The sequence below is a fragment of the Pseudomonas sp. MF6767 genome (assembly GCF_016405475.1).
Taxonomy (GTDB): Bacteria; Pseudomonadota; Gammaproteobacteria; order Pseudomonadales; family Pseudomonadaceae; genus Aquipseudomonas; species Aquipseudomonas paracarnis.
The window spans coordinates 62427-76013 of sequence record NZ_JAEKCY010000006.1 but is presented as its reverse complement, the minus strand read 5'-3'; the positions used below and the strand labels follow the sequence as shown (position 1 = coordinate 76013).

Genomic DNA, 13587 nt, shown 5'->3' with positions numbered 1-13587 from the left:
GATTGTTGTAGGACAAGATTTCTTCTATCCGAAGACTGACTGTCAGCTAGCGCGCCCACTACAAGAAATTCACAAGATAGAGCGTAGAAAGCCATGACCCAGCCGTATGCACCGCTGCGCCTGCACGTTCCCGAACCCTCGGGCCGCCCAGGCTGCAAGACCGACTTCACCTACTTGCGTTTGACCGACGCCGGCCTGGTACGCAAACCCGCCATCGACGTAGAGCCCGCCGACACCGCCGACCTGGCCAAGGGCCTGATCCGTGTGCTCGACGATCAGGGCCAGGCCCTGGGCCCGTGGGCCGAAGGTGTCTCCACCGAGATCATGCGCAAAGGCATGCGCGCCATGCTCAAGACGCGCATTTTCGACAACCGTATGGTGGTCGCCCAGCGTCAGAAAAAAATGTCGTTCTACATGCAAAGCCTTGGCGAAGAAGCCATCGGCAGCGCCCAGGCCCTGGCCTTGAATATCGACGACATGTGCTTCCCCACCTATCGCCAGCAAAGCATCCTGATGGCCCGCGAGGTGCCGCTGGTGGACCTGATCTGCCAACTGCTGTCCAACGAGCGCGACCCGCTCAAGGGCCGCCAATTGCCGATCATGTATTCGGTCAAGGAGGCGGGCTTCTTCACTATTTCCGGCAACCTTGCCACCCAATTCGTGCAGGGCGTGGGTTGGGGCATGGCCTCGGCGATCAAGGGCGATACCAAGATCGCCTCGGCCTGGATCGGCGACGGCGCCACTGCTGAATCGGACTTCCACACCGCCCTCACCTTCGCACACGTGTACCGCGCGCCGGTGATCCTCAACGTGGTCAACAACCAGTGGGCGATCTCCACCTTCCAGGCCATCGCTGGCGGTGAAGCCACCACCTTCGCCGGACGCGGCGTCGGGTGCGGCATCGCTTCCCTGCGCGTGGACGGCAATGACTTTATCGCCGTGTACGCCGCCTCGGCCTGGGCCGCCGAACGTGCGCGCCGTAACCTGGGGCCCACCCTGATCGAGTGGGTCACCTACCGCGCCGGCCCGCATTCCACCTCCGATGACCCATCCAAATATCGACCCGCCGACGACTGGAGCCACTTCCCGTTGGGCGATCCGATTGCCCGCCTCAAGCAGCACCTGATCAAGATTGGCCAGTGGTCCGAAGAGGAACACGCGGCGGTCAGTGCAGAACTTGAAGCCGAAGTGGTCAAGGCGCAGAAAGAAGCCGAACAGTACGGCACCCTGGCCGGTGGCCAGATTCCAAGCGCCGCGACCATGTTCGAGGATGTCTATAAAGAGATGCCGGAGCACTTGAAGCGCCAGCGTCAAGAGCTGGGGGTGTGACATGAACGACCACAACAACAGTATCGAACTGGAAACCGCCATGACCACCACCACCATGACCATGATCCAGGCCCTGCGCTCGGCCATGGATGTGATGCTTGAGCGTGACGACAACGTGGTGGTGTTCGGCCAGGACGTCGGTTACTTCGGCGGCGTGTTCCGTTGCACCGAAGGCTTGCAGACCAAGTACGGTAGCTCGCGGGTGTTTGACGCGCCGATCTCGGAAAGCGGCATCGTCGGCGTGGCCGTGGGCATGGGCGCTTACGGCCTGCGCCCGGTAGCGGAAATCCAGTTCGCCGACTACGTCTACCCCGCCACCGACCAGATCATTTCCGAAGCGGCACGCCTGCGTTATCGCTCGGCCGGCCAGTTCACTGCGCCCTTGACCATGCGCATGCCCTGCGGCGGCGGCATCTATGGCGGCCAGACCCACAGCCAGAGTATCGAAGCGGTGTTCACCCAGGTCTGCGGCCTGCGCACGGTGATGCCGTCCAACCCCTATGACGCCAAGGGCCTGCTGATCGCCTCCATCGAAAACGATGACCCGGTGATCTTCCTCGAACCCAAGCGCCTGTATAACGGCCCTTTCGATGGCCACCACGACCGCCCGGTAACGCCGTGGTCCAAACACCCCCAAGCCCAGGTGCCGGACGGTTACTACACCGTGCCCCTGGACGTAGCCGCCATCGTGCGCCCAGGCTCGGCCGTGACCGTGCTGACCTATGGCACCACCGTGTATGTGTCGCAAGTCGCCGCTGAAGAAACCGGCATCGACGCCGAGGTCATTGACCTGCGCAGCCTGTGGCCGCTGGACCTGGAGACCATCGTCAAGTCGGTGAAAAAGACCGGCCGTTGCGTGGTGGTGCATGAGGCCACGCGCACCTGCGGCTTTGGTGCCGAGTTGGTCTCGCTGGTGCAAGAGCATTGCTTCCACCACCTGGAAGCGCCGATCGAACGCGTCACTGGTTGGGACACTCCCTACCCGCACGCGCAGGAGTGGGCGTATTTCCCAGGGCCGTCCCGAGTGGGCGCGGCGTTGAAACGGGTCATGGAGGTCTGAATGGGCACGCACGTTATCAAGATGCCGGACATTGGCGAAGGCATCGCGGAAGTTGAATTATCGGTATGGCATGTAAAGGTCGGCGACTTGGTGGTTGAAGACCAGGTGCTGGCGGATGTGATGACCGACAAGGCGATGGTGGATATTCCCTCGCCGGTCCACGGCAAGGTGATTTCCCTCGGCGGCGAGCCGGGTGAGGTCATGGCAGTGGGCAGCATTTTGATCAGCATTGAAGTGGAAGGCGCAGGCAATACCAAGGATATGCCGGAGGTTGCCGAGCCGGCGAAGGCCGCGCCACCTGTGGCCGAAGCCAAACCGGTACAGGCGCCGGTAGAAAGCAAGCCCGCTGCAGTAGTGAAAGCGCCGCAAGCGCCCGTGGCCCGTGAAGCCAGCGAACGCCCGTTGGCCTCGCCTGCCGTGCGCAAACACGCGCTGGATGCCGGGATTCAACTGCGCCTGGTCCAGGGCACAGGGCCTGCGGGCCGGATTCTGCATGAAGACCTGGAGGCTTACTTGCGCCAGGGCCCGACAACGGGCGCCAGCGCCGCCAACCCGTATGCCGAGCGCACTGACGAACACCAGATCCCGGTGATCGGCATGCGCCGCAAGATCGCCCAGCGCATGCAGGACGCCACCCGCCGCGCCGCGCATTTCAGCTACGTGGAAGAGATCGACGTCACCGCCCTCGACGAGTTGCGCGTGCACCTCAACGAGAAGCACGGTGCGACACGCGGCAAGCTGACCCTGCTGCCGTTTATCGTGCGGGCCATGGTGGTAGCCTTGCGCGACTTCCCGCAGATCAATGCGCGTTACGACGACGAAGCCCAGGTCATCACTCGCCTTGGTGCCGTGCACGTGGGCGTCGCCACCCAGAGCGACGTGGGCCTGATGGTGCCGGTGGTGCGCCACGCCGAAGCCCGCAGCCTGTGGGGCACTGCCGAAGAAATCGCGCGTTTGGCCAATGCCGCACGCACAGGCAAGGCCAGCCGTGAAGAGCTGTCCGGTTCGACCATTACCCTGACCAGCCTTGGCGCCCTGGGCGGCATCGTCAGTACGCCAGTGCTGAACCTGCCGGAAGTGGCCATCGTCGGCGTCAACCGCATCGTTGAGCGGCCGATGGTGATCAAGGGCCAGATTGTGGTGCGCAAGATGATGAACCTCTCCAGCTCTTTCGATCACCGCGTGGTCGATGGCATGGACGCGGCGCAATTCATCCAGGCCATTCGCGGCCTGCTCGAACAACCCGCCAGCCTGTTCCTGGAGTAAGGGCATGACTCAGACATTGCACACCACGCTGCTGATTATCGGCGGCGGCCCCGGCGGTTATGTCGCGGCGATTCGCGCAGGCCAACTGGGCATCCCCACCATTCTGGTGGAAGGCCAAGCACTGGGCGGCACCTGCCTGAACATTGGCTGCATTCCCTCTAAGGCGCTGATCCATGTGGCCGAGCAGTTCCAGCAAACCGTGCACCATAGCCAGGGCTCGCAGTTGGGCATTGAGGTGGATGTACCGACTTTGGACATCCGCAAGAGCGTGGAATGGAAAGACGGCATCGTTGACCGCCTGACCACCGGCGTCGCCGCACTGCTGAAAAAACACAAGGTGCAGGTGATCCATGGCTGGGCCAAAGTCATCGACGGCAAGACCGTCGAGGTGGGCGAGCAACGCATCCAGTGCGAACACCTGCTGTTGGCCACCGGCTCGACAAGCGTCAACCTGCCGATGCTGCCGATTGGCGGGCCGATTATCTCGTCCACCGAAGCCCTAGCACCGACCCATGTACCCAAACGTTTGATCGTGGTGGGCGGTGGTTATATCGGCCTGGAACTGGGGATTGCCTACCGCAAGCTTGGTGCCGACGTCAGTGTGGTCGAGGCCCAGGCGCACATCCTGCCGGCCTACGACGCCGAGCTAACCCTGCCGGTGGCTGAATCCCTGAAGAAACTCGGCGTGAAGCTGTACCTGGAACACAGCGTCACCGGCTTTGCCGACAACAAGCTGCAAGTACGTGCACCCAATGGCGACACCCTGGCGCTGGACACCGACCAGGTGCTGGTCGCCGTGGGGCGCAAACCCAACACCCAAGGCTGGAACCTCGAAGCGCTGAACCTGGACATGAACGGCGCGGCGATCAAGATCGACAGCCGCTGCCAGACCAGCATGCGCAACGTGTACGCCATTGGCGACCTCAGTGGCGAGCCGATGCTGGCGCACCGGGCCATGGTCCAGGGCGAAATGGTTGCCGAACTGATCAGCGGCAAGGCCCGCGAATTCAACCCAGCGGCAATTCCGGCGGTGTGCTTTACCGACCCGGAACTGGTGGTGGTCGGCAAGACCCCGGACGAGGCCAAGGCTGCTGGCCTGGATTGCATTGTGTCGAGCTTCCCGTTCGCCGCCAATGGCCGGGCCATGACGCTGGAGTCCAAAGCCGGCTTCGTGCGGGTGGTGGCGCGGCGTGACAATCATTTGATTGTTGGCTGGCAAGCGGTGGGGGCTGGGGTGTCGGAACTGTCCACTGCGTTTGGCCTGAGCCTGGAAATGGGCGCGCGCCTGGAGGATGTGGCCGGGACCATCCATGCCCATCCGACCCTGGGTGAAGCGGTGCAGGAAGCCGCGCTGCGGGCATTGGGGCACGCGTTGCACCTGTAAAGCCGTGGCGAGGCCATCGCGGGCAAGCCCGGCTCCCACATTGGAATACGTTCCAAGTGTGGGAGCTGGCTTGCCTGCGATAGCGGTGGATCAGCCAATGCAGAGTTGAATGGTCCACCGCCCTGCTCCCACACCGGCCAAGAATGCAGTATTGTTGCGCCATCCAGAAAAAAATCCGACTTGACCAGAGATAGAGGGTGTCATGGGTAACGAGAGCATCAATTGGGACAAGCTGGGTTTTGACTACATCAAGACCGACAAGCGGTTTCTCCAGGTCTGGAAGAACGGCGAATGGCAAGCTGGCACCCTGACCGACGACAATGTGCTGCACATCAGCGAGGGCTCCACTGCCCTGCATTATGGCCAGCAATGCTTCGAGGGTCTGAAGGCCTACCGTTGCAAGGACGGTTCGATCAACCTGTTCCGCCCGGACCAGAACGCCGCCCGCATGCAGCGCAGCTGTGGCCGCCTGCTGATGCCACAAGTGCCGACCGACGCGTTCATCGACGCCTGCAAACAAGTGGTCAAGGCCAACGAGCGCTTCATCCCGCCGTACGGCAGTGGCGGCGCGCTGTACCTACGCCCGTTCGTGATCGGCACCGGTGACAACATCGGCGTGCGTACCGCGCCGGAATTCATCTTCTCGGTGTTCTGCATCCCGGTCGGTGCCTACTTCAAGGGCGGCCTGGTGCCGCACAACTTCCAGATCTCCGGCTACGACCGCGCCGCGCCGCAAGGCACCGGTGCCGCCAAGGTCGGTGGCAACTACGCCGCCAGCCTGATGCCCGGCTCGGAAGCGAAGAAATCCGGTTTCGCCGACGCGATCTATCTGGACCCGATGACCCACTCGAAAATCGAAGAAGTCGGCTCGGCCAACTTCTTCGGGATCACCCACGACAACCAGTTCATCACGCCGAAGTCGCCTTCGGTATTGCCAGGCATCACCCGCCTGTCGCTGATCGAACTGGCCCAGACCCGCCTGGGCCTGGAAGTGGTAGAAGGCGAAGTGTTCATCGACAAGCTGGACCAATTCAAGGAAGCCGGCGCCTGCGGTACCGCTGCGGTGATCTCGCCTATCGGCGGCATCCAGTACAACGGCAAGCTGCACGTGTTCCACAGCGAAACCGAAGTCGGCCCGATTACCCAGAAGCTTTACAAAGAGCTGACCGGTGTGCAGACCGGTGACGTGGAAGCGCCAGCGGGTTGGATCGTCAAGGTCTGACAGCCACAAAAGCCAGCGACACCACAAAACCCTGTGGGAGCTGGCTGGTTGATCGTTCCCACGCTCCGCTTGATCGTTCCCACGCTCCGCGTGGGAATGCAATGCATCCCCTGACGCTCCGCGTCACCTGTTGTCCGGCGGGACGCGGAGCATCCCAGGCGGCATTCCCACGCAGAGCGTGGGAACGATCAAAGGCCTATCGCTATCGCAGGCAAGCCAGCTCCCACACTGGTTTCTGCACCTTCATGAGCGTGGCGTAATATTCTCGGCAATCTTCTTGCCCATACTGATCCTCGGCTCCACCCCATACCCCAACGCCTCATAAAACCCCACCACCACGTCATTGCCGCCGGTGATCTGCAGGTTGATTTTCATGCAACCCAGCGCTGTCAACGCCTGTTCGGCATAGCGCACCAGCGACGACCCCAGGCCATGGCGCCGATAGTCGGTATGCACCGCCACCGAATACAACCAGCCACGATGCCCGTCATAGCCGGCGAGGATGGTACCGATCACGGCTTTGTTGTCGGTGGCAACGAAGAACAACCCGTCATTGACCGCCAGTTTCTTATCAATCGCCAGGCTCGGCAGGTTATGCGCGGTGTCATAGCCAAACGCCTGCTGCCATAACTCAATCACCTGGGCACGGTGTTGACGGTCGCGATACGGCCCGATGGGGTGGCGGGACAACAGCGCCTTTTCCATCACCAACGTGCGCTCGTTGCCGTGGTACACGTCACGCACGTTGTGAAAACCCAGCTTGGCGTAGAAGGCTTGCGCCGTCAGCGAGGACGGCACGCTCAGCACCGTCACGCCGGCTTCACGGGCGCGCAGCTCGATCTCGATCATCAACAATCGGCCAATGCCCTGCCCTTGCAGCGCCGGGTTGACGAACACCGAGCGCACCACGTTGCCGTCCAGTGCGGCCGTAGCAACGATCAGTTGATCCTGAGTCGCCACCAACACCACACGCCGCTGGAGTAACGCCATTACCGCGTCGGGGGTGAAGTTGCTGGCAACCCGCGCAATCACATCTGCTGGGTAATCACGTGCGTTGCTGCTGTGCAGCGCAGCCAGGATGACCTGGCTGATGCCCTCGGCATCTGAAGGTTGGGCAAGGCGAACAGCGGTAGACATGGTTCCTCCTGGCTGACACAACGATAACAATCACCACAATACCAATGTGGGAGCTGGCTTGCCTGCTCCCACAGGTTGATCGTATTTCAATCTGGCAGCCGATTCGGCTGCGCCACCCCCGTTTTCAGCTTTCTTGGCTGAGCCACCCCGCTGTTTCAGCCGGGATCCTTTCCCCGCAACGCACACAATAGCGGCACAAGATCCCCAACGGACCCGTGCCCCCATGCAAACCACCAACACCGTCCTGATGATCCGCCCGGCGCGCTTTGCCTTCAACCCGGATACCGCGATCAACAACCGTTTCCAACGCCCGCCGCTGGACCCGCTCAGTGCACAGCACAAAGCGCTGGAGGAGTTCGACGGTTATGTCGACACCCTGCGCCAGCATGGCGTGGAGGTGCTGGTGGTGCAGGACACGCCGGCGCCTCATACGCCCGACTCGATCTTCCCCAACAACTGGTGGAGCAGCCATGCCGACGGCAGCCTGGTGCTCTACCCCATGGAAGGCCAGAACCGCCGACTGGAGCGCAACAAGGGCGTGCTGCAAGTACTGGAGCAACGCTTTGCGATCAACACCACCATCGACCTCTGCCACCTGGAACAACAGAACATCTTCCTGGAAGGCACCGGCAGCATGGTGCTCGACCGCCAGCACCGCATCAGCTACGCGTGCCATTCGGGGCGCACCCACCACGCGGCCCTGCGCCAGTTTGCCGAACGCCTCGACTACCAACTCTGTGTGTTCCACGCCCTGGACCGTCACCAGGCCCCCATCTACCACAGCAACGTGATGATGAGCGTTGGCCGCGACCTCGCGGTGGTGTGCCTGCAGGCCCTGCCCGACGACAGCGAGCGCCTGGCCCTGGAACGCTCCCTGCGTGACACCGGCAAGGACATCCTCAGCCTGGACTTCGACCAGTTGGAAGCCTTCGCCGGCAACATGCTGGAGGTCCACGACCGGGACGGCCAGCCGTTGCTGGTGATGTCCGCCAGTGCCTGGGGCGCCCTGCATCCGGCGCAGCGTCAGCATGTGGAACGCCATACACGGCCGGTGGTGGTGAATATCGACAACATCGAACGCATCGGCGGCGGCAGTGCCCGCTGCATGCTGGCCGAAGTGCATCTGCCGGCCCGCCACTCATTTCAATAAGGAGTCTTGCCATGACCCGTTATATCGACGTCAACGACCTCAGCTACCTGGTTTCGCAAAAAGGCCTGCAAACCTGCATCACCGAGATGGCCGACTACATTCGCGCCGACTACCTGCGTTGGCAGGATTTCGAAAAATGCGCGCGCCTGGCCAACCATTCACCGGATGGCGTGATCGAGCTGATGCCGGTGTCCGACGCCTCGCTGTACGCCTTCAAGTACGTCAACGGCCACCCGAAAAACACCCTGGCCGGCATGCTCACCGTGATGGCGTTCGGTGCCCTGGGCGACGTCGACACCGGCAAACCGGTGCTGCTGGCGGAAATGACCCTGACCACTGCGATCCGCACCGCTGCCACCTCGGCCCTGGTCGCCCGCTACCTGGCCCGCGCCAACAGCCGCAGCATGGCGCTGATCGGCAACGGCTGCCAAAGCGAATTCCAGGCTCTGGCCTTCCACGCCATGCTGGGCATTACTGAAATCCGCCTGTTCGACATCGACCCCCAGGCCACCGCCAAGCTCGCCGCCAACCTCAAGGCGTTCCCAGCGATCAAGGTGATCCTGGCCGCCAGCGTCGCCGAGGCAGTCAAAGGCGCGGACATTGTCACCACCGTGACTGCAGACAAGGCCTACGCCACCATCCTGACTGACGAGATGATCGAGCCAGGCATGCACCTCAATGCCGTGGGCGGTGACTGCCCGGGCAAGACCGAGCTGGACCGCCGTATCGTCGAGCGCGCCAGGGTGATCGTCGAGTACGAACCGCAAAGCCGCATCGAAGGCGAAATCCAGCACATGCCGGAAGATTCGCCGGTCACCGAGCTGTGGCAAGTGATCAACGGCCAACAGCCGGGCCGCGAGAATGAACGCCAGATCACCCTGTTCGACTCGGTGGGTTTTGCTATCGAAGACTACTCGGCCCTGCGCTATGTACTGGACGTGGCCAAGGCCCTGGATGTGGGGAGCGAGCTGGAGCTGGTGCCAGACCTGGCCGACCCGAAAGACCTGTTTGCACGCCTGGCCCAGCAACCTGTGGTACAGCATAAAAAGCGCGCCTGAAACCGCTCTGGCTTGCCGCTTTGCGCCCAGGGCAGGCCAGATTCGGGTGGGTTGAAAGCCGATTTTGCCGGTGTCACAGCCGATTCCGCTGCATTGCCTGTTTTAACAGCGCAATTTGCGCTTTGCGCAGGGGGTAAACGACACAAAAAACGCACCATCATGAAGCATTCTCTGCTCCCAGTTATTCACTGCCCCTGACATCAATTACAAAATATAGGGACCGACACATGACTCCTCTGCGATCACTCTTCGCTGCGTTGCTGTTGCCACTGTGCGCCACTGCTGCCCACGCCCAGGACTGGAAAGAAATCCGGTTTGGCGTGTTCCCCGAATACCCGCCCTTCGAATCCGTCGCCGCCGACGGCAGCCTGCAAGGTTTCGATATCGAACTGGGCAACGCCATCTGCGCCAAGCTCGAAGTGAAATGCACCTGGGTGCACAACGAATTCGACGGCATGATCCCGGCCCTGCGTGCGCGCAAGTTCGACGCGATCATGTCCTCCATGGCCGTGACCCCGGCCCGCGAGAAAGTCATCGACTTCACCGACCGCCTGTTCCTCAGCCCCACCTCGGTGATCACCCGCAAAAACGCCACCTTCGGTGACACCCCCGAGTCGCTGAACGGCAAGCAGGTTGGCGTGCTGCAAGGCTCGTTGCAGGAAGCCTATGCCCGCGCGCACCTGTCCAAGCTCGGTGCACAGATCAAGGCGTACCAGTCTCAGGAACAGAACTACGCCGACCTGCAAAACGGCCGCCTCGACGCCACCCTGACGGACAAGCTCGAAGCCCAGCTCAACTTCCTGTCCAAGCCCGAAGGCGCCGACTTCAAGACCGGCCCGGCCTTCAAGGACCCGACCCTGCCTCTGGACATCGCCATGGGCCTGCGCAAGAACGACCAGGCGTTGCGTGAGCTGATCAACAAGGGCATCGCCGCCGTCCAGGCCGATGGCACCTACGCCCAGATCCAGAAGAAATACTTCGGCGATCAGGACATCTACAACGAGTAACCGGCAACCGTGCCCCTGTGGGAGCGGGCGTGTTGTGGCGAGGGAGCTTGCTCCCGCTGGGGTGCGAAGCGCCCCCAAAAAGCCGGCTCCAGCTGCGCTGTCGAACGGGAGCAAGCTCCCTCGCCACAACAAGCAGTTCCCACAGTAAATCCGTGCACTCCTTCGAGATCTTCCCCATGAACGACCTCCTCAACCTGCAAGGCTACGGCCCCATGCTGGCCCAGGGTGCCTGGATGACGCTCAAGCTGGCGTTCCTCGCCCTGGCCCTGAGCCTTACCCTGGGCCTGGTCGCCGCGGGCGCCAAACTCTCCAGCGTCAAATGGCTGCGCGTGCCGGCCACGCTCTACACCACGTTGATCCGCAGCGTGCCGGACTTGGTGCTGATCCTGCTGATCTTCTACAGCCTGCAACTGTGGCTCAACGACCTGACCGAAGCGTTCGGCTGGGACTACGTTGAAATCGACCCGTTTACCGCCGGGGTGATCACCCTGGGGTTTATCTACGGCGCGTATTTCACCGAGAACTTCCGGGGTGCGATCCTCAGCGTGCCGGCCGGCCAACTGGAAGCCGCCACCGCCTACGGCCTGAGCCGCTGGCAGCGCTTTCACCTGGTGCTGTTCCCGCAACTGATGCGCTTTGCCCTGCCGGGCCTGGGCAATAACTGGCTGGTGCTGCTCAAGTCCACGGCGCTGGTGTCGATCATCGGCCTGTCAGACCTGGTCAAGGCCGCGCAGAACGCGGGCAAGTCCACCAGCGAGCCGCTGTACTTCCTGATCCTCGCGGGCCTGGTGTACCTGGTGATTACCACCCTCTCCAACCGCATCTTCAAGCGCCTGGAACGGCGCTATAACCTGGGCATCAAGGGGATGGCGCGATGATCGAACTGTTCCAGCAATACGGCCTGGCCTACCTGTTCAGCGATGGCAGCGGCCTGTCCGGTGTAGCCATGACCTTGTGGCTGTTCATTATCTCGGTGGTACTGGGCTTCGCCCTGTCGATCCCCCTGGCGCTGGCACGCGTGTCAGAGCATTTCTGGCTGCGCTGGCCGGTGGAGGTCTACACCTACCTGTTCCGCGGCACGCCGCTGTATATCCAACTGTTGATTTGCTACACCGGGCTGTACAGCCTGGAGGTGGTGCAGGACAACGCCCTGCTCAACCAGTTTTTCCGCAATGCGCTGAACTGCACGCTGTTGGCGTTTGTGCTCAACACCTGCGCCTACACCGTGGAAATCTTCGCCGGGGCAATCCGCAACATTCCCCATGGCGAGATCGAAGCGGCACGCGCCTATGGCCTGCACGGCTGGCGGCTGAACCTGTTTGTGATCGTGCCCGCCGCATTGCGTCGCGCCCTGCCGGCCTACAGCAATGAAATGATCCTGATGCTGCACGCCACGTCGCTGGCGTTCACCGCCACCGTCGCCGACATCCTCAAGGTCGCCCGCGATGCGAATGCCGAGACGTTCCTGACCTTCCAGGCCTTCGGCATCGCCGCCCTGCTCTACATGCTGCTGTCCTTTGCACTGGTGGGCCTGTTCAGGCTGGCCGAACGTCGCTGGATGCGCTTTCTTGTTCCTACCCGAGGCTAACCCATGAATCAGTCCGCGCAGGCCCTGGCCGCTTATCCAATGGATGTACCGGTTGGCAAAACCGCCACGGCGGCCATCAAGCTGCAAGTCGAAGGTATCCATAAACGCTACGGCGAGCACGAAGTGCTCAAGGGCGTGTCCCTCAATGCACGCCAGGGCGACGTGATCAGCCTGATCGGCGCCAGCGGCTCGGGCAAAAGCACGATGCTGCGGTGCATCAACTTTCTGGAACAGCCTGACGCCGGGGTGATCACCCTGGACGGCATCAGCATCGAAATGCAACCAGGCCGCGCCGGCACCCGTGCGCCGCACCAGGCGCAACTGCAAAACCTGCGCACGCGCCTGGCCATGGTGTTCCAGCACTTCAACCTGTGGAGCCACATGACCGTGCTAGAAAACATCACCATGGCCCCGCGCCGGGTGCTGAACGTGAGCGCCGCCGAAGCCGAGAAACGTGCGCGGCTGTACCTGGACAAGGTCGGCCTGCCGAGCCGCGTGGCGGACCAATATCCGGCGTTCCTGTCCGGCGGCCAGCAGCAGCGCGTGGCGATTGCGCGGGCGCTGGCGATGGAGCCGGAGATCATCCTGTTTGATGAACCTACCTCGGCCCTGGACCCGGAGCTTGTAGGAGAAGTGCTTAAAGTCATACAGACGTTGGCCGAGGAAGGTCGTACCATGCTGATGGTCACCCACGAAATGGGCTTTGCCCGCCAGGTGTCCAGCCAAGTACTGTTCCTGCATCAGGGCCGAGTCGAAGAACACGGCGGCGCCGAGATCCTCGACCATCCCACCAGCGAACGCTTGCAGCAATTTCTTTCCAACCGTTTGAAGTGAACTCATGGATACCAAGGCCAACGGACCCCATTCTTCCCCTACGCTGGATCGCATCGACGAAGCGATCATCGACGTACTCAGGCATCAGGGGCGTATCACCTACGAAAAGCTCTCGTCATTGGTGCACCTCACCCCCAGGCCCTGCCTGGAACGGGTGCGCAAGCTGGAGCGACGCGGGGTGATCCGTGGGTATGGGGCGATCATCGATGTGCAGATGGTCTCACCGGGGCTGTCGCTGCTGGTGCTGGTGGCCCTGTCCAACCAAAGCGGGCGCTCGGCGCAAAAGGCCTTCGAAGCCTGCGTGAAAGCCTGCCCGCAGGTATTCGAATGCCAGTTGATCAGCGGGCCGTTCGACTACAGCCTGCGCATGCGCTGCCGGGATATGGAGCATTACCGGGTGCTGACCGAGACCTGGTTGAACAATGATGAGTTGCACATTGATAAGCTGGTGGCGCATCCGGAGTTGGCGGTGGTCAAGAACACCGCGACCGAACTGGCCTGAACCAGCTAGCTCGTTCCCACGCTCTGCGTGGGAATGCATCCAATGACGCT

General features: G+C 62.1%; 13 protein-coding genes. 12 read left to right on the top strand and 1 reads right to left on the bottom strand.

From position 1 onward, the window contains the following. Window positions 1-93 precede the first annotated feature (93 nt). The 5 genes from JFT58_RS12125 to JFT58_RS12105 all read left to right on the top strand — a co-directional run bounded on the left by JFT58_RS12125 (window position 94) and on the right by JFT58_RS12105 (window position 6261). A complete protein-coding gene (locus JFT58_RS12125; protein ID WP_054898243.1) occupies window positions 94-1329 on the top strand; it encodes a 3-methyl-2-oxobutanoate dehydrogenase (2-methylpropanoyl-transferring) subunit alpha in 1236 nt (411 codons plus the stop codon). 1 nt (window position 1330) lies between these two features. Continuing rightward, window positions 1331-2389: an alpha-ketoacid dehydrogenase subunit beta gene (locus JFT58_RS12120; protein ID WP_005789444.1), complete on the top strand. Its 1059-nt coding sequence runs from the start codon at window positions 1331-1333 to the stop codon at window positions 2387-2389. Further along, entirely contained in the window at window positions 2390-3655 is a 1266-nt protein-coding gene (locus tag JFT58_RS12115; protein ID WP_054898242.1) for a dihydrolipoamide acetyltransferase family protein, read from the top strand. It begins immediately after the preceding gene. Between the two features lie 4 nt (window positions 3656-3659). Continuing rightward, window positions 3660-5039, top strand: a complete 1380-nt coding sequence (gene lpdA / locus JFT58_RS12110; RefSeq protein WP_054898241.1) for a dihydrolipoyl dehydrogenase — start codon at window positions 3660-3662, stop codon at window positions 5037-5039. 202 nt (window positions 5040-5241) lie between these two features. After that, on the top strand, window positions 5242-6261 hold the full coding sequence (locus JFT58_RS12105) for a branched-chain amino acid aminotransferase (protein ID WP_003192309.1): 1020 nt from the start codon (window positions 5242-5244) through the stop codon (window positions 6259-6261). Between the two features lie 243 nt (window positions 6262-6504). Here JFT58_RS12105 and JFT58_RS12100 read toward each other — a convergent pair whose 3' ends face one another. Further along, window positions 6505-7398 (bottom strand): GNAT family acetyltransferase, encoded by an 894-nt coding sequence (locus JFT58_RS12100; protein WP_072446150.1) that lies wholly within the window; start codon window positions 7396-7398, stop codon window positions 6505-6507. 223 nt (window positions 7399-7621) lie between these two features. Between JFT58_RS12100 and ctlX the strand changes: the two genes are divergently transcribed. The 7 genes from ctlX (at window position 7622) to JFT58_RS12065 (ending at window position 13537) form a co-directional block, all read left to right on the top strand. Then, on the top strand, window positions 7622-8548 hold the full coding sequence (gene ctlX / locus JFT58_RS12095; protein ID WP_054898240.1) for a citrulline utilization hydrolase CtlX: 927 nt from the start codon (window positions 7622-7624) through the stop codon (window positions 8546-8548). Window positions 8549-8559: 11 nt separating this feature from the next. Then, a complete protein-coding gene (locus tag JFT58_RS12090; protein ID WP_034127975.1) occupies window positions 8560-9606 on the top strand; it encodes an ornithine cyclodeaminase in 1047 nt (348 codons plus the stop codon). Window positions 9607-9833: 227 nt separating this feature from the next. Then, the gene (locus tag JFT58_RS12085; protein WP_054898239.1) at window positions 9834-10613 is read left to right on the top strand and encodes an ABC transporter substrate-binding protein; all 780 of its coding nucleotides are present in this window, start codon (window positions 9834-9836) and stop codon (window positions 10611-10613) included. Between the two features lie 176 nt (window positions 10614-10789). Then, a complete protein-coding gene (locus JFT58_RS12080) occupies window positions 10790-11491 on the top strand; it encodes an ABC transporter permease (protein ID WP_054897442.1) in 702 nt (233 codons plus the stop codon). Then, window positions 11488-12201: an ABC transporter permease gene (locus JFT58_RS12075; protein WP_054897441.1), complete on the top strand. Its 714-nt coding sequence runs from the start codon at window positions 11488-11490 to the stop codon at window positions 12199-12201. The genes JFT58_RS12080 and JFT58_RS12075 overlap by 4 nt, the downstream gene beginning before the upstream one ends. Window positions 12202-12204: 3 nt before the next feature. Continuing rightward, a complete protein-coding gene (locus JFT58_RS12070) occupies window positions 12205-13035 on the top strand; it encodes an ABC transporter ATP-binding protein (RefSeq protein WP_014719025.1) in 831 nt (276 codons plus the stop codon). A 4-nt stretch (window positions 13036-13039) separates the two neighbouring features. Next, the gene (locus JFT58_RS12065; RefSeq protein ID WP_003192319.1) at window positions 13040-13537 is read left to right on the top strand and encodes an Lrp/AsnC family transcriptional regulator; all 498 of its coding nucleotides are present in this window, start codon (window positions 13040-13042) and stop codon (window positions 13535-13537) included. Window positions 13538-13587 lie beyond the last annotated feature (50 nt).

What these genes read in the sequence shown, in the direction of transcription:
- JFT58_RS12070 (WP_014719025.1), top strand. Translation starts at nt 12,205, where the DNA reads ATGAATCAGTCCGCGCAGGCCCTGGCCGCTTATCCAATGGATGTACCG.
- JFT58_RS12120 (WP_005789444.1), top strand. Translation starts at nt 1,331, where the DNA reads ATGAACGACCACAACAACAGTATCGAACTGGAAACCGCCATGACCACC.
- JFT58_RS12100 (WP_072446150.1), bottom strand. Translation starts at nt 7,398, where the DNA reads ATGTCTACCGCTGTTCGCCTTGCCCAACCTTCAGATGCCGAGGGCATC.
- lpdA (WP_054898241.1), top strand. Translation starts at nt 3,660, where the DNA reads ATGACTCAGACATTGCACACCACGCTGCTGATTATCGGCGGCGGCCCC.
- JFT58_RS12065 (WP_003192319.1), top strand. Translation starts at nt 13,040, where the DNA reads ATGGATACCAAGGCCAACGGACCCCATTCTTCCCCTACGCTGGATCGC.
- JFT58_RS12115 (WP_054898242.1), top strand. Translation starts at nt 2,390, where the DNA reads ATGGGCACGCACGTTATCAAGATGCCGGACATTGGCGAAGGCATCGCG.
- JFT58_RS12085 (WP_054898239.1), top strand. Translation starts at nt 9,834, where the DNA reads ATGACTCCTCTGCGATCACTCTTCGCTGCGTTGCTGTTGCCACTGTGC.
- JFT58_RS12075 (WP_054897441.1), top strand. Translation starts at nt 11,488, where the DNA reads ATGATCGAACTGTTCCAGCAATACGGCCTGGCCTACCTGTTCAGCGAT.
- JFT58_RS12090 (WP_034127975.1), top strand. Translation starts at nt 8,560, where the DNA reads ATGACCCGTTATATCGACGTCAACGACCTCAGCTACCTGGTTTCGCAA.
- JFT58_RS12125 (WP_054898243.1), top strand. Translation starts at nt 94, where the DNA reads ATGACCCAGCCGTATGCACCGCTGCGCCTGCACGTTCCCGAACCCTCG.
- ctlX (WP_054898240.1), top strand. Translation starts at nt 7,622, where the DNA reads ATGCAAACCACCAACACCGTCCTGATGATCCGCCCGGCGCGCTTTGCC.
- JFT58_RS12105 (WP_003192309.1), top strand. Translation starts at nt 5,242, where the DNA reads ATGGGTAACGAGAGCATCAATTGGGACAAGCTGGGTTTTGACTACATC.
- JFT58_RS12080 (WP_054897442.1), top strand. Translation starts at nt 10,790, where the DNA reads ATGAACGACCTCCTCAACCTGCAAGGCTACGGCCCCATGCTGGCCCAG.